This is a genomic window from Rhizobium aureum, from assembly GCF_030182495.1.
Taxonomy (GTDB): domain Bacteria; phylum Pseudomonadota; class Alphaproteobacteria; order Rhizobiales; family Rhizobiaceae; genus Rhizobium; species Rhizobium tropici_C.
In genome coordinates this window covers 67,722-86,640 of record NZ_JAQJCI010000002.1, presented here as the reverse complement: position 1 = coordinate 86,640, position 18,919 = coordinate 67,722, and the positions used below count along the sequence as shown (strand labels likewise).

General features: G+C 61.2%; 19 protein-coding genes. 12 read left to right on the top strand and 7 right to left on the bottom strand.

Annotated elements, in window-relative coordinates; all coding sequences use genetic code 11:
• Nucleotides 1–78: 78 nt before the first annotated feature.
• From PH552_RS06255 to PH552_RS06245, 3 genes are all read right to left on the bottom strand, one after another.
• Complete coding sequence (locus tag PH552_RS06255; RefSeq protein ID WP_112344483.1) at nt 79–1,206, bottom strand: NAD(P)/FAD-dependent oxidoreductase; 1,128 nt, start codon at nt 1,204–1,206, stop codon at nt 79–81.
• A 69-nt stretch (nt 1,207–1,275) separates the two neighbouring features.
• Nucleotides 1,276–2,805 (bottom strand): amino acid ABC transporter permease/ATP-binding protein, encoded by a 1,530-nt coding sequence (locus PH552_RS06250; protein ID WP_112344482.1) that lies wholly within the window; start codon nt 2,803–2,805, stop codon nt 1,276–1,278.
• A gap of 68 nt (nt 2,806–2,873) precedes the next feature.
• A complete protein-coding gene (locus PH552_RS06245) occupies nt 2,874–3,701 on the bottom strand; it encodes an ABC transporter substrate-binding protein (RefSeq protein WP_112344481.1) in 828 nt (275 codons plus the stop codon).
• Nucleotides 3,702–3,885: 184 nt separating this feature from the next.
• On the opposite strand from PH552_RS06245, the gene PH552_RS06240 reads away from it, so the two are divergent.
• The 3 genes from PH552_RS06240 to PH552_RS06230 all read left to right on the top strand — a co-directional run bounded on the left by PH552_RS06240 (nt 3,886) and on the right by PH552_RS06230 (nt 8,068).
• Nucleotides 3,886–4,965, top strand: a complete 1,080-nt coding sequence (locus PH552_RS06240) for a LacI family DNA-binding transcriptional regulator (RefSeq protein WP_112344480.1) — start codon at nt 3,886–3,888, stop codon at nt 4,963–4,965.
• A gap of 223 nt (nt 4,966–5,188) precedes the next feature.
• On the top strand, nt 5,189–5,686 hold the full coding sequence (locus PH552_RS06235) for a BON domain-containing protein (RefSeq protein ID WP_112344479.1): 498 nt from the start codon (nt 5,189–5,191) through the stop codon (nt 5,684–5,686).
• Between the two features lie 210 nt (nt 5,687–5,896).
• Nucleotides 5,897–8,068 carry a CHASE2 domain-containing protein gene (locus PH552_RS06230; RefSeq protein WP_181592419.1) on the top strand — a complete coding sequence of 724 codons (2,172 nt, stop codon included), beginning with the start codon at nt 5,897–5,899 and terminating at the stop codon, nt 8,066–8,068.
• 33 nt (nt 8,069–8,101) lie between these two features.
• Here the strand turns inward: PH552_RS06230 and PH552_RS06225 are convergent, their stop codons facing one another.
• Nucleotides 8,102–9,139: a FecR family protein gene (locus PH552_RS06225; RefSeq protein ID WP_112344478.1), complete on the bottom strand. Its 1,038-nt coding sequence runs from the start codon at nt 9,137–9,139 to the stop codon at nt 8,102–8,104.
• A gap of 282 nt (nt 9,140–9,421) precedes the next feature.
• Here PH552_RS06225 and PH552_RS06220 point away from each other — a divergent pair, with 282 nt between their 5' ends.
• Both PH552_RS06220 and PH552_RS06215 read left to right on the top strand, forming a co-directional pair.
• The gene (locus PH552_RS06220; RefSeq protein ID WP_112344477.1) at nt 9,422–10,360 is read left to right on the top strand and encodes an alpha/beta fold hydrolase; all 939 of its coding nucleotides are present in this window, start codon (nt 9,422–9,424) and stop codon (nt 10,358–10,360) included.
• 88 nt (nt 10,361–10,448) lie between these two features.
• Entirely contained in the window at nt 10,449–10,652 is a 204-nt protein-coding gene (locus PH552_RS06215; RefSeq protein ID WP_112344476.1) for a cold-shock protein, read from the top strand.
• A gap of 88 nt (nt 10,653–10,740) precedes the next feature.
• Here the strand turns inward: PH552_RS06215 and PH552_RS06210 are convergent, their stop codons facing one another.
• From PH552_RS06210 to madL, 3 genes are all read right to left on the bottom strand, one after another.
• Nucleotides 10,741–11,409, bottom strand: a complete 669-nt coding sequence (locus PH552_RS06210; RefSeq protein ID WP_113251396.1) for a GntR family transcriptional regulator — start codon at nt 11,407–11,409, stop codon at nt 10,741–10,743.
• A gap of 112 nt (nt 11,410–11,521) precedes the next feature.
• Nucleotides 11,522–12,286 (bottom strand): malonate transporter subunit MadM, encoded by a 765-nt coding sequence (gene madM, locus PH552_RS06205; protein ID WP_112344474.1) that lies wholly within the window; start codon nt 12,284–12,286, stop codon nt 11,522–11,524.
• 11 nt (nt 12,287–12,297) lie between these two features.
• Nucleotides 12,298–12,720: a malonate transporter subunit MadL gene (gene madL / locus PH552_RS06200; RefSeq protein WP_112344473.1), complete on the bottom strand. Its 423-nt coding sequence runs from the start codon at nt 12,718–12,720 to the stop codon at nt 12,298–12,300.
• Nucleotides 12,721–12,895: 175 nt separating this feature from the next.
• Here madL and mdcA point away from each other — a divergent pair, with 175 nt between their 5' ends.
• The 7 genes from mdcA to PH552_RS06165 are packed head-to-tail and all read left to right on the top strand — an operon-like array spanning nt 12,896 to nt 18,885.
• The gene (gene mdcA, locus PH552_RS06195) at nt 12,896–14,545 is read left to right on the top strand and encodes a malonate decarboxylase subunit alpha (protein WP_112344472.1); all 1,650 of its coding nucleotides are present in this window, start codon (nt 12,896–12,898) and stop codon (nt 14,543–14,545) included.
• A 9-nt stretch (nt 14,546–14,554) separates the two neighbouring features.
• On the top strand, nt 14,555–14,866 hold the full coding sequence (mdcC, locus tag PH552_RS06190) for a malonate decarboxylase acyl carrier protein (RefSeq protein WP_112344471.1): 312 nt from the start codon (nt 14,555–14,557) through the stop codon (nt 14,864–14,866).
• On the top strand, nt 14,863–15,774 hold the full coding sequence (locus PH552_RS06185) for a biotin-independent malonate decarboxylase subunit beta (RefSeq protein WP_112344470.1): 912 nt from the start codon (nt 14,863–14,865) through the stop codon (nt 15,772–15,774). The genes mdcC and PH552_RS06185 overlap by 4 nt, the downstream gene beginning before the upstream one ends.
• Nucleotides 15,761–16,483 carry a biotin-independent malonate decarboxylase subunit gamma gene (locus tag PH552_RS06180; RefSeq protein ID WP_112344469.1) on the top strand — a complete coding sequence of 241 codons (723 nt, stop codon included), beginning with the start codon at nt 15,761–15,763 and terminating at the stop codon, nt 16,481–16,483. Before PH552_RS06185 ends, PH552_RS06180 begins: the two co-directional genes overlap by 14 nt.
• Nucleotides 16,476–17,117 (top strand): malonate decarboxylase holo-[acyl-carrier-protein] synthase, encoded by a 642-nt coding sequence (mdcG, locus tag PH552_RS06175; protein ID WP_112344468.1) that lies wholly within the window; start codon nt 16,476–16,478, stop codon nt 17,115–17,117. The genes PH552_RS06180 and mdcG overlap by 8 nt, the downstream gene beginning before the upstream one ends.
• On the top strand, nt 17,114–17,968 hold the full coding sequence (mdcB, locus tag PH552_RS06170; protein ID WP_112344467.1) for a triphosphoribosyl-dephospho-CoA synthase MdcB: 855 nt from the start codon (nt 17,114–17,116) through the stop codon (nt 17,966–17,968). Before mdcG ends, mdcB begins: the two co-directional genes overlap by 4 nt.
• On the top strand, nt 17,965–18,885 hold the full coding sequence (locus PH552_RS06165) for an acyltransferase domain-containing protein (RefSeq protein ID WP_112344466.1): 921 nt from the start codon (nt 17,965–17,967) through the stop codon (nt 18,883–18,885). The genes mdcB and PH552_RS06165 overlap by 4 nt, the downstream gene beginning before the upstream one ends.
• The last annotated feature ends 34 nt before the right edge of the window (nt 18,886–18,919 follow it).

Below are 18,919 nucleotides of genomic sequence, written 5' to 3'. Positions count from 1 at the left end.
GGACAGGATCATCCTGTCACACGCACCGAATGGCGAACCTCGCTTTTCGAAGCGAGGTCCGCATCGTCTCTTATCAAGCTATCTGGCAAAGCGTTCCGGCCGGAAGGAAGCCAGAAGGGGGTGCCGTCTGCCGGTGGCGATCTCGTCGGCAAGCAGCTCGCCCGCGATCAGGCCGAGCGTGGCGCCGCTATGGCTGAAGGCGACGAAATAGCCCGGTATCGCCTGCAATTCGCCGAAAACGGGCTCGCCATCGCCCGGGATTGGTTTGGGGCCGATGCCGTAGTCGCCGATCTCGAGGGTCGGGTTGCCTTCCAGCACCTTTGAAGCCTCCATCAACAAGCCTTCAAGAGTCGAGGGACTGATCTCATAACTGCCGTCGCCCTTCACGACGACCTCCTCTTCCGACCATGCCGAATCCAGGGCGAAGGCGCCGTCCGGAGTTGGACGAATGGCGACGCGCGGCGTGTTCAGCACCGCCTTCAGCGGGTGCTTGATCGGCTTCGTCCTGACGAGAAGTGCGATCGGCGTATCATCGCCGATATGCTGGCCGGCCTCGGCAACGATCGTCGGCACGTCGCCACCGGTGGCCAGCAGCACGGCATCGGCCGACCAATGGGCGCCGTTCGCTGTCCTGACGCCACGGGCACGGCCTTCGTGTACATCGACCGTCGCCCGGCCGGCATCAGTGACGATTTTGCCGCCCAATGCGCGGAATTCTTCGGCAAGAATCCCGATCAGGGACGGCAGATCGACCCAGCCCTCGCCCGGATTGAAGATCGCTCCCTGTCTGGTCACCGAGCGGGCATCAACGCCGGGCGTAATCCTGGCAACCTGATCCGGCATCAGCAGTTGCGCATGATAGCCAAGGTCACGCTCGTAATCGAAAACCGCGGCAATATCATTGCCGGCATCATCCGCATCCCAGGTCAGGCCGCCATCGAAGCGCAGCCAGGCCGCATCCGGATATTTGGCTGCTAACGTGCGATAGCGGTCGATGCCGGCCAGGCGTAGTCGATGATAGGCGTCGGAACGACGCCGGGCCGAATTGAGCCAGGCGAGCGAGCGGCCGGATGCGCCATTCGCCAACGGGCCATCATTGATAAGTGTTGTTTGAATGCCGAGCCGCGCAAGATGAACGGCCGTGGAGACCCCGAAGATACCGCCGCCGACGACAATAACTTTCGAAGGACGAGTGGGAGCATGCATGTTGGAAAACCTTGTCAGTGGTGGGTGTTGCGATCAAGAAGCCGGCGGAAGCCGCCGCCGACCCTGTTGTCAAAGAACCTCGGCGAGGAAACGCTTCAGCCGTTCGCTTTGCGGAATGTCGAAGATCTGCTCCGGCGGGCCCGCTTCGACGATACGGCCTTCATCCATGAACACGACCTGATCGGCGACCTTGCGGGCAAATCCCATCTCGTGCGTGACGACCGCCATGGTCATCCCCTGGCGCCCGAGATTGGCCATCAGGTCGAGCACCCCCTTCACCAATTCCGGATCGAGCGCGCTCGTGACCTCGTCGAAGAGAACGACCTCCGGATCCATGGCGAGCGCGCGGGCAATGGCAACGCGCTGCTGCTGGCCGCCGGACAGGCCAGCGGGCCGATGATCCTTACGCCCGGCAAGGCCGACTTCCGCAAGGCGGGTCTCGGCAATTCGGCGCGCCTCGCCCTTCGGCATCCTCTTGATCTTCGTCAGCGACAGCATGACGTTTTCGAGCGCGGTATGATCCGGAAAGAGATTGAAGTGCTGGAACACCATGCCGACGCGGCGCCGCAGGTTTTCCGGCTTCATCGCCAGAATGCTTTCGCCATCGAGCGCGATATCGCCGCGCTTCGGCTCAACGAGCCGGTTGAGGCACCGGAGCAGTGTCGACTTGCCGGAGCCGGAAGGCCCGATGATGCAGGTCACCGTGCCTCTCGCAATATCGAGATCGATGCCCTTCAGCACTTCGAGATCGCCATAGGACATGCTGAGATCGCGGATTTGAACGGCGCCACCCTTGAAACGCGGAGCAGCGGCGTCGGAAGGCGCCGTGGTACCCGATGCCGCTTCCAGTTCGCCGACCTCGACGAGGCCGCTGGTGACGCCGGAACTGTGGCCCTGACGCCCGAGACGCAGACGCGCGTCGATATAGTTGACGAGGTGCGTCAGCGGAACGGTGATGACCAGATAGAAGACGCCAGCGAGCAGCAGAGGCGAGAGATTGCCCGTGACGACGGCCTGATCCTGGCCGACGCGAAAAATTTCGCGCTCGGAGGCCAGCAGCCCCAAAAAGTAGACGAGGCTCGAATCCTTGACGTTGCCGATGAACTGGTTGACGAGGGCCGGCAGGACACGCCGCACGCCCTGCGGAATGACGATCAGCCGCATGCCCTGTCCGTAGCTCATGCTGAGCGCGCGGCAGGCTTCCATCTGCCCCCGCTCGACGCTTTGAATGCCGGATCGAAAGATCTCGCCGATATAGGCGCCGGCGATCAGGCTCAGCGCGATGATGCCAAGCGGAAACGGCGACGGACCGAAGATCTCGCGGCCGATGCGGGCGAAGCCTTGGCCGATGATGAGGATCGTCACGATCGCCGGCAGGCCGCGAAAGATATCGGTATAGATGCGCGCCGGCAGGCGCAGCCAACGTGACTGCGAAATGCCCATAACGGCCAGCACCATGCCGATGATGACGCCGAGCACGGTGGAGGCTGCCGCCAGAATCAGTGTGTTCTTCAGTCCGACCGTGATCATACTCGGCAGGACTTCTGCCATCGCATCCCAATCGAGGAAGCTGCGACGGAGATTTTCAAGCCAATCCATTCAATTCCCCATGAAATTCGTCAGGCGGTTCAATGCCGCCGTCCGGCAAGCCGGACGGCGGCACAGCCTTACTTTTTAGGAAGATATTGGTCGGGCATCGGCGAGCCGGGGAACCACTTCTCATAGAACGTCTTCCAGGTGCCGTCCTGCATCGCTTCGTGCAGCGCCTTGTTGAGCGCCAGGCGGAAGGCGTCATTGCCCTTGTGGACGACGAAGCCTGCAGGTGCGTCGAAAGACGGAATGTTTACCGCAATCTTCAATGTGGGATAACGCTCGCCATATTGCTTGGCCGCCTCATAATCGAGGAAATGTGCGTCGATGGTACCGTTGTTCAATGCCGCCACGGCCGAATTGTTGTCCGGGAATTTGACGAGATCCGTGCCAGTGAAGTTCTTCGTGGCATAAACTTCCTGCAGCGTACCCTGTACGACGCCGAGGCGCTTGCCCTTGAGACCGCTCGCATCCTTGATCGAGGCATCGGAGGACAGAACCGAGAGATAGCCGGCGAGGTAACCATCCGAGAAATCGACCGTCTTCTTGCGTGCCTCGGTGGTGCCGATCGCCGCGACGGCGACGTCGAAACGCTGGTTGGCGACCGACGGCAGCAAGGCTGAGAACTCCTGGCCGGTAAACGTCACCTTGTCCTTGGGAAAGCCCATGCGGGAGACGACGTTCAAAAAGAGTTCGATATCGAAACCGGTGAATTGCCCATCGGCCGTCGTGAAGGTGTAGGGCTTGGAATCTCCCATCGTGCCGACGCTGATAACGCCGGGATCGATCAGATGATAGGGGTTGTCGGCAGCGACCGCCGGGCCGACGCTTGCTGCAACGAAATAGGCCAGCACGCCGGCGCGCAAGGGCGCGGCAATGGCTGAGAATATACCGGATATGTTCATGTTCGTTCTCCGCTCTGAAGGATGCTCTTATCGGCACTCATGCATGCGCGTCCTCATCCCCGCCCGGGGTTGGCGAGAGATTATCTGGACAAGAGACCGGTCTCATATATAAAGAGACCGGTCTCAGTGATATTTGTTAACTTGAGATTGACCGCCCGTCAACAACTCTTGTAGTCGTCATTGAATGGAAGAGCCCCTTACCTCGAAACGCTCCGTGACCGTCGCCGACGTTGCCAGGGCAGCGAATGTCTCGAAGGCCACCGCCGCGCGCGTGCTCGGCGGCTATGGCATCGTCAGCGACAAGGTTCGCGAGCAGGTGCTTGCCGCTGCCGCCGCACTCGAATACCGGCCGAACGAACTTGCCCGCAGCATGACGACAGGCAAATCCGGCATCATCGGCGTTTTGGTGGGCGATATCGAGAATGCCTTCTTCAGCCTGGCTGTCAGGGGTATTAGCGACGTCGCGCGCATGGCCGGCTTCAATGTGATCATTGCCAATTCCGGCGAGGAGCTCGATGCGGAAAAGTCGGCGGTGGATCTGCTCATCGGCAAGCGCGTCGATGGGTTAATCGTGACCCCGGCGCGCTGCGACCGGATGGAGCATCTTCGGGACATACATCGCGTCGGCGTGCCGCTCGTTCTCTTTGACCGAAGCATTCCGGAACTCGGCGTGGATGCCGTCACGGGCGATGATTTCGACGCCGCCATGATGGCCACCCGCCATCTTCTCGATATGGGACATCGTCGGATCGCCTATATCTCCGCCATGGATGCGGAGAATGAATTCCTTGGCGATATCAGCAGCATTTCCAATTCGGCGGTGCGCGAACGGGTGGAAGGCGTGCTGAAGGAACAAGCCGACGCCGGCATAAAGAAGGCTCGGTATTACGTGCGGCTCGGCGCCACCGACCAGCCAAGGACGGATGGTGTCGTCGAGCGCCTGCTGCGGGACGCGGCACCGCCAACCGCCCTCATCACTTCGGACAGCCTCGTCGGTCTTCGCGTTTTCAAGTCTCTGCAGACCTTCGGGCTGTCCATACCACGCGACATCTCGATGATTTCCTTTCTGGATGCCGACTGGACGACCGTCACGACACCGCCGATTACCGTTATCGACCAGCCTGTCTACGAGATGGGCAAGAAGGCGGCCGAACGGCTGATTTCGCGGTTGAACGGCAAGGGCATGCCCGCGGAGCGCACCGCCATAAAAACTAGCCTTATCCGGCGCGGATCGGTCGCCTCGCTGCCTCTCAGCGATCAGTAACGCGCCATATCGTGAGCGGGTGGGAACGTCCTAGACCAACTTCGCCTTCATCGATAGGGCCGAGATGATCGGGCACGCGCAGGACAAACCATGACAATGAACACGACCCAACTTCGAACCGCGTTCTGCCCGTCGTGATTAAGGCCCGGCAAGCTGCGGCGGCGGGCGCGATGAAACAAATTGATTTCAGACATGTTTGACTCCGATAAGAAAGGAGATCGACATGACAGCGCCGCGTAAACCAAATCCGTCATCCCGCGAAGAAGACTATCGCGACTATGAAGACCGGGACCTGCGTGAGGGGTGGCCATATTCCGATGCCGATGGCGATCCTCTAAAACCCAGGCCCGACGACACGGGCTATGGCGACACCCCGGCCAATTTCGACGAAGATCCGAGCGCCGGGTTTACAAAGGATACCGCCGATGCGTCTGGACGCGAGGACCGGATCGATACAACCGCCCCTTTGCCGCCAAACAGAATTGACGACGACCAGTTGGAAGCGCAGATCACGGATCGACTGGAAGAGATCGGCAAGGTCGACGTCGACAGCATCGAAGTGCGTGCCACCGATGGTGTTGTCACACTGGAAGGCCGCGTCGAGACGATTTCGCTGCTGCGCCACCTGGAAACTATCGTTTTGTCCATACCTGGCGTCGTGAGCGTACGAAACAATCTCGAGACGATCGCCATCGATTCTCATATTCCCGATGAGGAGTAAATCGAGTCGGCTCAATCTTGGCGAGACTTGAACTGCGTACAACCGCGTGAAAGCACGGCCCCATGTCTCCTCGATACTTTGATCATTGCATCGCTCCCGAGAACAAGGCAGCATATTCTTTCCCGACACAGCAGCAGAACAATAGATTTTTGCATTTCTCCGAAGTGCTACTATTGCCGGGAAATACGGGGCAAAGGGACCGACGCCGCAATGGTGACGCGTGCGCAGCAAATTGGCGTCGTTATCGGCCTGACCATCGTCACGGCGCTGACGATCCTTCGGGCAAGCGATCCTCAGTTACTAAGGCTTGCCCGCGATTTGACCTTTGACCAGTATCAGCGCCTGGTGCCCAGGACCTTCGAGAACCAGCCCGTCCGCGTCGTCGACATAGACGAGGCGTCCTTGCGCGAGTTCGGTCAATGGCCTTGGCCGCGAAACCGGATTGCCGCTCTTGTGGACAGGCTTTCCGATATGGGCGCGTCCGCCATCGCCTTCGATGTCCTTTTCGCTGAGCCCGATCGCCTGTCGCCGCGCAATGTCGTTCGCGATGTCACCGGGATCGACCCTTCGCTGCTCGGCAAGCTGCCGGACAATGATGAGATTTTTTCCCAGTCGCTATCGGGAAGACCGGTGGTTCTGGGCTTCGGCCTCTCCAACGAAGGGAACTATCTGCCGCCGATCAAGGCGGGATTTGCCTATACCGGCGAAAGCCCCTTCAGTGCGCCGCCGGCGATCAAGGCCGCGACGCCGCTGCAGCCGCAATTGCAGGCCAATGCCGCAGGCCTCGGCCATATCAGCCTCAATCCGGGCGCATCATCGGCGGTGGTGCGCGCGGTTCCGCTGTTCCTCAGCGACGGCAAACAGCTTTACCCCAGCCTTGCGCTCGAAGCGCTCCGCGTCGCACAAGGGGCCTCCACCTACGTGCTCGACGCAGCGCCGAACACGCCCAACACGCTAGCTCGTGTGAAAATCGGGGATTTCGTCGTGCCGGTAACGGCAGCGGGAGAGCTCTGGCTCTATGTCAGCCCCGACACTACGGAGCGGTATATTTCGGCAGCAAAGGTACTTTCGCCCGGAAACGTCTCTACCGATATCAAAACTGCCATCGAAGGCAGCATCGTTTTCGTCGGAACCTCTGCCTCAGGTCTCCAGGATGTCCGCACGACGGCCCTTGGCGAGAACGTGCCCGGCGTCTCCATCCATGCTCAGATCGTTGAGCAGGTTCTTTCGGGCCGCTTCTTGTCCCGGCCGGATTGGGCGGACGGTCTGGAAATCCTGTCCATCGCCATCTTGGGCAGCCTTCTGGTAATCCTCACCACTTTCGTCAATCCGGCCGTCGCGCTTGCCTGCGGCCTGCTGATTACCTTCCTTGCTCTTGTGGCCTCCTGGCTTGCCTTCTTGTATGGGGGCTTCCTCTTCGACCCGCTGGCACCGATCGTCGCCGGATCGATCACGCATTTCGCCGCGACGGCATTCCGCTTTCTCGTGACCGATCGGGAACGTCGCGACGTGCGGCGGGCTTTCGGCCACTATCTCTCGCCGTCCCTGCTCCATCGCATCGAGCATACGCGCAATGCCCTGCGCCTCGGAGGAGATGAACGCGAGCTGACGGTCATGTTCGTCGATGTGCGAAACTTCACCCAGATCAGCGAGGAGATGACCCCGAGCGCCGTCGTTGCGTTTCTGAACACGCTGCTCGATGCACTGAGCTACCATGTCATCGCCAATGACGGCACGCTCGACAAGTTCATCGGCGACTCGATCATGGCCTTCTGGAACGCTCCCGTCGATGTCTCCGATCATGCCGGCAAGGCGATCCGCGCGGCTCTCGGCATGCGGGAAACGCTCGCCCGCCTCAACAAGATCGATGCATTCGGTTTCGGAGACGAGCGGCGGGTCGGGATAGGGATCGGCATACATACGGGGCTCGCATGCGTCGGCAATATGGGGGCCGAGACACGGTTCAATTACTCCGCGGTCGGGGACGCCGTGAACATTGCCGCACGTATCGAATCCGCCTGCAAGGACATCAATTTCGACATTCTGGTATCCGAACCGACCGCAAGCCTGCTGCCCGATTGCGCTCTGCTCGAGGCCGGCGCGCTGACGCTGAAGGGTAAGAGTATGAGAACCAAACTCTTTGCTGTGGTCGGCGATGCGCGCCTGAAAAGATCCACCGAATTTGCCGAACTTCAGTCCACGCACAGGCAGCTTGTCGCCGCTCTCCGAACACGGTCGACGAGCAGCCGCAAACTCATCAGCACGACGAAACTCAAGGCGCGGGCCGTAGCAGCAGGACTATTGCAGGGTTTTTACGGCCAGATTTCGCGCCGAGCCGGACATTTCGCCGATGAAACCGCAGACAAGGCGGCCGACATCTAGCTGACTGATAGCCATCCTCCGCCACGTACAGCACTATCGATGGTGATGCCCGTTACCGTGACCGCCATGATGGCCGTCATCTCCTTGGCTGTCCTGATCGTCTCCGTCGTGATCACCCCATCCGTGGTCACCTCTGCCATGATGGTTGTGATGTTCATGGTGATCGTGATGCTCGCCTTCGTCGTCATCGTGCTCATGCGGTTTGCCTGATTTATCGGGCGGGCTTGGCGGATTTGAGATATCCGGCGTGCTGGGAGTTTCGTGCGGTGCTGCGGGCGCCTCGGCGTGCGGCGATTCCTGGGGGCTGGGTGGGCTAGGCGTATCGTGCGGTGCCGGTGCAGGATTATTCGCCGGAGCGCTGCGTGGAGATATGCCATTAGGCCGATCTCTCATCGCCGTCGACAGACCGCAGCCGCCGCCGGCAAAGCCCATTCGTCCCGAAAGTTGCTGATCGCCGGACAGGAACGGCAAAGCTTTCTGGTTGCCCAGGGTTTTGAGGATATCGCGGTTGACCCGGCGCGGATCGCTGATCTGACCGTTGCGTTTTGCAACGACGCAGTCGCATTGCTGCTTCAACTGCCTGCATCCGCCGGCACCGCAGAATTGCGCGGCGCCGCTCAACAGAACGACCGCCGTGGTGCCATTGGCCCCGACATAGAAATCGAATACCGTGCCGCGCACGCCGATCGTCCCGGCCGGAGTTACGATCTGGTAGGCCGCGTGGTTCGAATTTCCACTCATCCAGCGAAAAGTGCCCTTGGCCGCATTGACGGTCAGCTTTTTGACGGAGCCTGAGTCGTCGTAGACGAATTTATCGATGACAACAGAGGAGCCGGCTCCCACAGCCAGCTTCGTGCCATCTTGAAAGGTGAACTGTCCAAGACCCGAAAGGGAGGTGCGAATTCGCTCATCCCGATGCACGGGATCGTCGACCGCAAGCGGACCGCCTTCGCCCGTAACTTCGGTTTTAATCAGCACCGCCTGACCGACCTTCTCGGCGCCTCTCGAAGACAATGGCGCGAGCAGCATGACGCTCAACGCGATGGTTGCGGCGTGACGTAGATACGACATCGCACCCTCCAGGCATATCTATGTTTTACCATAGAATACCTTCAAATGTCGCATCATCCTTTTTGAGTATAAACGGCGCAGGCCGATTTATTATCGGGTTGAATCCCACCGAAACAGACAGGTTCTACCACCGTCATCATCGGTGAAGCTTCCATGCCGGTTGTATCTTCCATCTTGTTTGACGGAAAACCTACTTTCTGGCCAATGCGCGATATTTCGGCGAAGTTACCAGGGTCGAAAACGGAGGGTGGAACAATTTCGGAGACGTTACGTTTGAGGCAAATGAAAACGCAGCACGCCATTGTTCGTACTGGTAAAATTCTTCAATTCGACTCCGCTCAAGTCCACATCTTGGAAAGTGGCGATGTCGCGGGGCGTCCCGTCGTCGTTTTGCACGGATGCGGCAGTCTCGCCCAGGAAGTTCTTCTTCCCTTTGAGAACAGCGCATATCGGCTGATTGCGGTCGACCGCCCTGGTTATGGCCATAGCACTCCCTTGCCGGAGGGCGAGCGCGGAGGGTTCGGGCAATCGGTCTGGCTCGAGCGTCTCCTCGAGTTCCTCGACATTAGAAACGTCATCATAGTGGCGCATTCGATAGGATGCGCGCCTGCTCTCCATCTTGCCGCGCGAAGGCGAGACCTAGTGAGTGGCCTGCTGCTGATCTCTCCCTGCTGCCGGCCGGTTCCGTTCAAGCCGCTGATCACGCTCAGAGCCGCCTCAGCTCCGATGATCGGCGCTTTATTTTACCAGCAGGTGATCAGCCGCTGGCCCGGATATTTTGTCGAACGGGGACTTCAAGCCTCGTCCTATCCGAACCCCGTCCCTGCCACGCTTGCAAATTTGCCTGCACATCATCTGCTCAACCCGATTTCGATCCGGTCCATGGCGGACGAGCTTCGGGCATTCAATAGCGATATGCAGCGTCTGACGATGCTCCCCGCGGACTTGCCGATATCGGTCCTGTTCGGGCTCGCCGATAGGATTATCGATCCCGCCTGGCACCTGGAATGGATCCGGAGAAAACATCCCGCCCCTATCATCAAGCTGCTGAACGATGTCGGCCACATGCCGCATCACATTGCGCCCGACATCGCGCGGACGATGCTGAGCGGCTTGGTCACTGTTGCAGACACGGGTTCCGGCATCAGGCCGCCCGACATCGCTTCAATCGACAGGAAGCCTGCTCATGCCGGCTTTCGTCGGCAGCTCACGGCCAGCTGAACCTTGTTGCATCCGACCCGCTTGATCTGGCGCCGACTGACCGCTAGGTTGCCGTCGCAATCAAACTGTACAGACACGGGGGAATGGCATGCCGACTGGTAAAGTTAAGTTTTTCAACACCGACAAGGGCTTCGGCTTCATCGCGCCGGAATCGGGAGGAGCTGACGTATTCGTGCATGTCTCCGCCCTGCAATATGGCGATGTGCTCAAAGAGGGCCAATCCGTTTCCTATGATCTCGGCCAGGATCGTAAGACCGGCAAGTCGAAGGCGGAAAACGTCAGACCGCTCTGACAAAGTGATACACAGCACTATTCAACACATCAGGATAGTGCTGTGACGTTCCAAGCCGCTTATTGTGCGCGCTTGCCGGATGCCGCCTTTATGCGGCTTCCTCACCGATTTCCATGTAGCGCGCCAATGCCAAAGCCGCATTCAGCATGTGCTCGCGCATGATCAAGGCCGCTTCCGCCGCATCGCCGCGCATCATCGCGCGCAGGATCGCCTCGTGCTCATGAAATGAAGCTGACAATCGCTGCGGTTGACGCAGCTGCGTTCTGCGGAATGGCAGGAGCCTTGCACGAAGCCGCATCAGTTCATCGAACAGAAACTCGTTATGCGCACTGCGATACAAAGCTTCGTGGAAGGACAAATTGAGCTTGTCATATTGCTCGAAGTCGTCCGCCTTCGCTGCGAGTTCGGAGCGCTCGTGAATGTCCGCCAGAACCGCGCGTTCCATACCCGTTATCCGATGCGTTGCCAGACGGACGCACATGCATTCCATCTCGGCGGTTACTTCGAACATCTCCATCAGCCGCGGCAAGGTCAATGGCAGAACCGTTGCGCCGCGTCGCGGGCGAATCTCAACCAGGCCGATCGCCTCCAGCTGGCGCAGAGCCTCCCTCACCGGCGTGCGGGAAGCGCCAAAGCGGCTGCTCAGCGTTGCTTCGTCCAAACTCGTGCCAGGCCTTATGGCACCGGAGGAAATCTCATCCATCAGCACGAGTTTAATGCGCTGACCGATCGATCCAGCTTCGTCAAATTCCGTCATTTCAAACCTTGCTTCCGATTTGGCGGGAAACCATTCAGTTTTACACCATCCAATTCGACAGATAGCAATCACCATGCAATATCAAGCCGCGTGCTGCATGTTCATCGCACCCTCAGCCCCCTGCAATCGCCCTGACGGCGAGATAAAGGATCGAAGGTGCAACAAGGCAGCCCAGCCCCGTATGAAACGTCGCCGTCAATGCGCCATAGGGAACGAGCCGACGATCGGTCGCCGCCAGGCCGCCCGACACGCCGCTGACGGTTCCCATCAGGCCGCCGAACACCATGGCGCTGCGGGGATTGTCGAGACCGATCGCCTTGGCGACAATCGGTGTTCCGACCATGACAAGGACAGCCTTGAAAACACCGGTGGCGATGGACAGCGCGATCACGGCCGAGCTTGCGCCCAAAGCGGCTCCCGTCACTGGTCCCACGATGTAGGTAACGGCACCGGCGCCGATCGTCGTTATGGATACGGCATCCGTATAGCCGAAGGCGACGGCGAGTAACGAGCCGACAATGAACGGAAGAACCGTGCCGAGGCCAAGGGCAAGCGCACCGACAGCGCCGGCCTTGCGTGCCTGGCTGACATCAACCTCGAAGGCCGTGGCGACGATGGCGAAATCGCGCAGCATGGCTCCGCCCATCAGGCCGATGCCGCTGAGGATGGGAATATCCACCACTCCTTTCTCGCCTCCGGTCCACAGACCAGCCGCAAAGGCGGCGGCAAGCCCCAGGACGATTGCGATGGCCGAGCCGTGGACGCGGCCGAACAGGACATGTTTCGAGATGGCATTCGACAGCCACATCACCAATCCAACGATCGCAAACGCGGTGAGCAGGCTGTTGGCGGTCAGGCTGTGTTTCAGGATCTCCATGGAAGCCTCCCTCAGGCCGCGTTGCCGGAGGTGGCAAGCTCGCCCCTGGCCTTCGCTTCGATTTCATCCATCGTTTCGCCTCTCTCGCCGATACGGCTCATCAGCGCGACGGTCGCGAAGCAAACGAAAACCGTCACGATCCCGGCAATCAACACCAGCGGACCGCTGCGTGCAGCCACCAGCACGTTCTGCTGAGCCGCCATGGCAACGACGATCGGAATATAGAGAGCGCCCCAGAACTCGACGCCGAGTTTGAGCGGAAGCGTCAGCAAGCCCCGTCTGCTCAGCCACAGCCGCGTGGCAATGAGCAGGATCATGGCAATGCCGACACCGCCGACATTCGCCTTCACGCCAAGCGCCACCCCCAGGAGATCCCCGAGGACGCTCCCCAAGAGGGTGCAAAGGGCAAGCATAGCGACACCGGAGATCATCATGAGCGATCCTCCCCGCACGCGCTTCGATAGAAATACAAGGCCACCATTTTTCCTCCTCCAATGCATACAGATAAACCGCATGACGATTTTAAAATACACGTTGTTGCGGTTTTTCGCAATTGTGTGTACATTATATTTCTAGAAACACGCTCTTGCGCATACAAAGGGCAATCAAATGCTTGATTGGAATACAAAGGGCCGCGACAGGCTGGCACGTCTGGAAGCCGGCCAGCGCCTCGCTGCCGGCAAGCTTGTCGACCCGCAGCGCCTCGTCGCTTTCCTGGAAGCGATCCTGAAGCCCGGGGATCGTGTTTGCCTTGAGGGCGACAACCAGAAGCAGGCCGACCTGCTGGCCAAGGCGCTGTCTGAAGTCGATGTTGCCAAAATACACGACCTGCATATGGTGCAGTCGGGTGTGGTCCTGCCGGAGCATCTCGATATTTTCGAAAGCGGCATCGCCCGGCGGCTCGATTTTTCCTATTCCGGCCCGCAATCGGCCCGCATCGCTCGCATGATGTTCGGGGGCCAGATCGAAGTGGGTGCCGTTCACACCTATCTGGAGCTCTTCGCCCGCTATTTTATCGATCTGACGCCACAGGTGGCGCTTATCGCCGCGGTCAGCGCGGACAGAGAGGGAAACCTCTACACCGGGCCGAATACGGAAGACACGCCAACGGTCGTGGAGGCGACGAGCTTCGGTAAGGGGCTGGTCGTCGCGCAGGTGGGCGAGATCGTCGATCGCGTGCCGCGCGTCGACATTCCTGCCGACCAGGTTCATTTCGTCGTGGATGCCAAGCGACCCTTTTATGTGGAGCCGCTGTTCACGCGCGATCCGGCGGCGATTACCGAAACGCAAATCCTGACGGCAATGCTGGCGATCAAGGGGCTCTATATGCCCTATGGCGTGCGCCGCCTGAACCATGGCATCGGCTTCAATACCGCGGCCATAGAGCTGCTGCTGCCGACTTACGGTGAACGGCTGGGATTGAAGGGCAAGGTCTGCACGCATTGGGCGCTGAACCCTCATCCCACCCTGATCCCCGCCATCGAGGCCGGATGGGTGGAGCAGATCCATTCCTTCGGCTCCGAAGTGGGCATGGAAGACTATATGCGGGCTCGCCCCGACATTTTTTTCACCGGACCTGACGGCTCGTTGCGTTCCAACCGCGCCTTCTGCCAGACCGCCGGACTGTATGCCTGCGACATGTTCATCGGCTCGACCTTGCAGATCGACCTTGCCGGCAACAGTTCGACCGTGACCGGCAACAGGGTCGCCGGTTTCGGCGGCGCCCCCAATATGGGATCGGACGCGCGGGGTCGGCGCCATCCGAGCGACGCCTGGCTGCGCGCCGGCCGGGAAGCCGACCCCTCTGCCGCCACCCCCGCCCTGCGCCGAGGACGCAAGCTGGTCGTCCAGATCGGCGAAACCTTCGGCGATGGCATGGTGCCGATGTTCGTCGAGCGTCTGGGCGCCCTGGATCTGGCCGACAAGCTACGGCTCGATCTGGCTCCCGTGATGGTTTACGGTGACGACGTGACCCATATCGTGACGGAAGAGGGGATCGCCAATCTGCTGTTGTGCCGGGACAGGGACGAGCGGGAACAGGCGATCCGCGGCGTGGCCGGTTACACCGAAGTCGGTCGCGCCCGAGACCGCAAGATGGTGGAGCACCTACGTCAGCGCAAGGTCATCCAGCGTCCCGAAGACCTTGGAATTGATCCCCTGGATGCCGATCGCAGTCTGCTGGCTGCGCATTCCATCAAGGATCTGATGCTCGCCTCTGGCGGCCTCTACAGGCCGCCTTCCCGGTTTCGCAATTGGTAGGCCACCGCCATGGAAAATCTGCTTTACAAATTGAAATCGGCACAGACCGGCGGGACCCGCGCCCTCGCCCTGGTGGGCGTCGTCGCGTCGGGCAACCTCGAAATATTGCTTGAACGGCGGGAGGCGCCGGACCGTTGCGTTATCGAGATCGCAACGCCGGCCCATGGTTTCGCCGAGCTGTGGGCAGCGGTTACCGAAGATTTCGCGGCACGCTCTGCCGCCGGCGGTCTGCGCATCACGATTAATGACGGCGGCGCCCGGCCGGATATGGTGGCGCTGCGCCTGGCCCAGGGTGTGCGGCTGATGGAGAAGCCAGAATGACCGATCCTCGCACGCCGCGCCGAAGCTGGTATGAAGAGTCCACCCGCGGTCGGCTGCTGCATCTGCTCGACGCCGACAGCTTCACCGAATTCCTGGGCCCGGAACGGCGGGAGACGAGCCCTCACCTTGCACTTTTCGATTTACCCCGGCAGTTCGACGATGGCATCATCGTCGGAGCCGGCCGCATTGACGGCCGTCCCGTGCTGGTGGCCGCCCAGGAAGGGCGCTTCATGGGCGGTGCCATCGGCGAGGTGCACGGCGCCAAGCTGACGGGCCTGCTGCATGCCGCGGCTAAGATGCGGCGGGATATCGTCATTCTCTTCGACACAGGCGGCGTGCGCCTCCAGGAAGCCAATGCCGGTGAGCTGGCGATTTCCGAGATCATGCGCGCCGTGCTGGAGGCGCGATCCGAGGGTGCGCGCGTCATCGGTCTTCTTGGCGGCCGGGCGGGCTGCTACGGTGGCGGCAGCCTGATTGCCGGCTGCTGTTCGGCACTCGTCATTTCCGAGCAGGGTCGCCTATCCGTCTCCGGTCCGGAGGTCATCGAAACGAACAAAGGCGTGGAAGAGTTCGACTCCCGCGATCGGGCGCTCGTCTGGCGAACCATGGGCGGCAAGCATCGCTACCTGATTGGCGGAGCCGATATCTTCGTCGAGGACGATATCGCCGCCTTCCGCACCGGCGCGATTGCCGCGCTGCAACGGCCGGCCACTTTAGACCCGACGGTGCTGCAAGCAGAACAGACGCGGCTCGAACATAGATTGCGCCATTTTGGCGATGCCCGTGATGCCACCGAGATATGGGCGCGGCTGCATATTGAGGACCCCGGGCAAATACCGGAGCGGGACATCGGGACTTTCCTCACCACCGCCAATATCCATCGGGAGAGCGCCGATGCAGCTCGCTGATATCCTGTCCTCACTCTTTCCGGCCGGCCATGAAGTGGCGCAGGCGGGCGGGCTCGTTACCGGCTGGGGCCGGTTGGACCAGCAGAACCGGATCGATCTGATCGGCATTGCCGACAAGACCTATCCCGGCGTCGACGAGGCGATAGCGCTGGCCGGGCATATCCTTTCCGTCGCGCGACGGCCGGACAGCTCGCCCCTGTTGTTCCTGGTCGATTCCGGCAGCCAGCGGATGAGCCGGCGTGACGAACTGCTGGGGCTTAGCGAGGCACTGGCGCATTTGGCAAAGGCGCTGTGGCAGGCGGAGCATGCGGGACACCGCACGGTCGGCCTCCTCTACGGGGGCAGCGCTGCCGGCGCCTTCATTGCCACCGCGCTGGCCTGCGGATCGCTGGCAGCCTTGCCCACCGCCTGGCCCGAAGTCATGGACCTGCCATCCATGGCTCGAGTAACCAAGCTGCCGCTTGCCATCCTGAAGGAAAAGGCCGAGACAACGCCCGTCTTCGCGCCCGGCCTCGATAATCTTCTTGCCACCGGCGCCGTAGCGGAAGTCTGGGATCCGGCGGCCTCGTTGAACGCCCAGCTTGCCGCACTTCTTGCCCGGCCTGTTTCGCGTGATCTGCGCGCGCAATTGGGCGCCGATCGCGGCGGCCGGCCGAAGGCTGCGATGATCGCGGCCGAGGTAGAGCGGCTGGCTTTGCTCCATGACTGATGTCGCCGCCCTCCGCCGCCACGATCTTGTCTATGTGCGCTCCGAAGCGTGGCCGGGCTTGCTGCGTGGGCAAGTCCAGGGCGAAATGGAGCCCGATGTGCTGGCATGGGCGGCGTTGGGACGACCGGCAATCTTCCGTCGTCGGACATGCAGCGACGCGGCGGATATCATATCCTTGGGGCTTCCCCTTCCTCCAAATATGGGACGCAAACGGCTTGCTCTCGCCTGCCCGCCCGCTGCCGTGATACGGACGACACCTCCTCCTCTATTAAGGGATGCGCTGGCCGCGGCGCCGGCGCGATGGTGTCAGGCCATTGGCACCCTTCTGGAGTCAGCCCCCTCTTGTCGCTGTTTCGGAAGTCTGGCTTGGCAATACCTGACCGGCCTTTCCTATCTGGCCGATACTTCCGATCTCGATCTTCTGGTCGAGTGTGGCTCGGACGCAGATGCAAGGCGAGTGACGGCTTTACTGACCGATGTTGCCGAACGCGCGCCGATGCGTATCGACGCCGAATTGATCACGCCGTGCGGTACAGCCGTGCAATGGCGGGAATGGCTGTCGGGAAATCCGGAGCTCCTGGTTAAATCCCATACCGGATCGGCCCTTATTGCGCGGGAGGCGCTGTTCGCATGACGTTTCCGTTGCTGGCCAAACCACACCCCGTCGCCGTCAAGCATTGCGATCCCGCGCTGATCGGGCGGCATGCCGCCCGAGCGCTCATCCTGGAGGTGGAAACCTGGCCCAAGCCAGGATTGGTCAGCCACATCGACAACGGCGCTCACGCCGACATGGACGCAGATCTTCTGCGCCTGAGCGCTCGGACACTGGAGCCGTTCTTCATCGCGCTTGCCAAGACGGGCGCGATGAACGCCGGCATGGATCGCCTGCGGCAAATCGGCATGGAAGCGGAAAAGGCAATGCGGGATGCGACCGGCGGAGTGAATACCCATCGCGGCGCCATCTTCGGCCTTGGCCTTCTTGCGGCGGCGGCCGGCCTGGCGGCGACCTGCGATTGGCGGGCGCCGCTCGGCACCCTTGTCGCACAGCGTTGGGGACGCGACATCCTCGACAAGGCGCCGGAGCATGACAGTCACGGCAGCGTGGTGGCGCGGCGCTACCAGGTCGGAGGCGCGCGGGCCGAGGCTGCCGCCGGCATGCCATCCGTCTACGATATCGCCCGTCCGGCGCTTGCCGAAGGACGGCGCCTGGCCATGGGCAATGAGGAAGCCGCAAGGGTCCATGCCTGCATGGCGCTCATCGCCGTGGTCGACGACAGCAATCTGCTTTATCGTGCCGGCCCGGAAGGGTTGAATTTCGCGCGTGAGAAGGCCCGCGCCTTTCTGGCGGATGGTGGGGTCGGACGGGCGAACTGGCGGTGGGATGCCAAAGCCATTCACGAGGCATTCGTCGCGCGCAACCTCAGCCCCGGCGGCTGTGCCGATCTGCTTGCGATGGCGCTGTTTACAGAGGTGATGGAATTGTGACCCTCGCGCTGCTCTGCTCGGGCCAAGGTCATCAGAATCGGGAGATGTTCGGGCTCTTCGCGACGGAACCCGCGGCACAACCCGTTTTCGAGGCCGCGACCGCCGTGCTTGGCACCAACCCGACGGACTTCTGCCGGACTGCACCCGAAGCCGCCTTGCATGCAAACCGCGAGGGCCAGATCCTGTGCGTGGCGCGTGCGCTTGCGATTGCCCGCGCCCTTTTCCCGGTGGGCGCACCAAGCGAAACGATGGTGGCCGGTTACAGCGTCGGTGAAATGGCGGCATGGGGGGTGGCCGGCGTCTGGTCGCTCATGGATAGTTTGAAACTGGTCGATCAGCGGGCACGGGCAATGGATGCCGCAGGCGGACCGGATGATGGGCTCGGCTATGTGCGCGGCTTGCCGCAGGCGGCCGTGGAACAGCTCGCCAGCCGGTTCGGCTGCGCAATTGCCATTGTGAACCCGGATCTTCTGTTCATCGTCGGCGGCGATCGACCTTCAATCGATGCGCTCTGCGCGGCTGCGCTGGAGGAAGGTGCAGCGCGTGCCGCCCCGATGACGGTGCGCGTCGCCTCCCATACGCCGCGGCTCGCCGGTGCGGTCGCACCGTTTGACAGTGCGCTCGCCTCGGTGGCCATGAGCCGCCCGACCCTGCGTCTCATGACCGCCAGTGGTGCCACTCTCGTTGCCGACCCGCTTCGCGCTCGGATGGGTCTGGCACGGCAAGTGGCCGAGAGGATCGATTGGGCTGATGTGCTTGAAGCCTTGGGTGAACGTGGCGTGACCGCGATCCTCGAACTTGGGCCTGGCCGTGCTCTGGCGGAAATGGCTGCCACCGCCCTGCCAGCAGTCAAGGTGCGCGCAGTCGATGATTTCCACAGCCTCTCAGGCGTCAAGGCCTGGCTGGCGGCCCTCTGAAATCAAAGCCTTATCGCAGCCGGCGGTATGACTT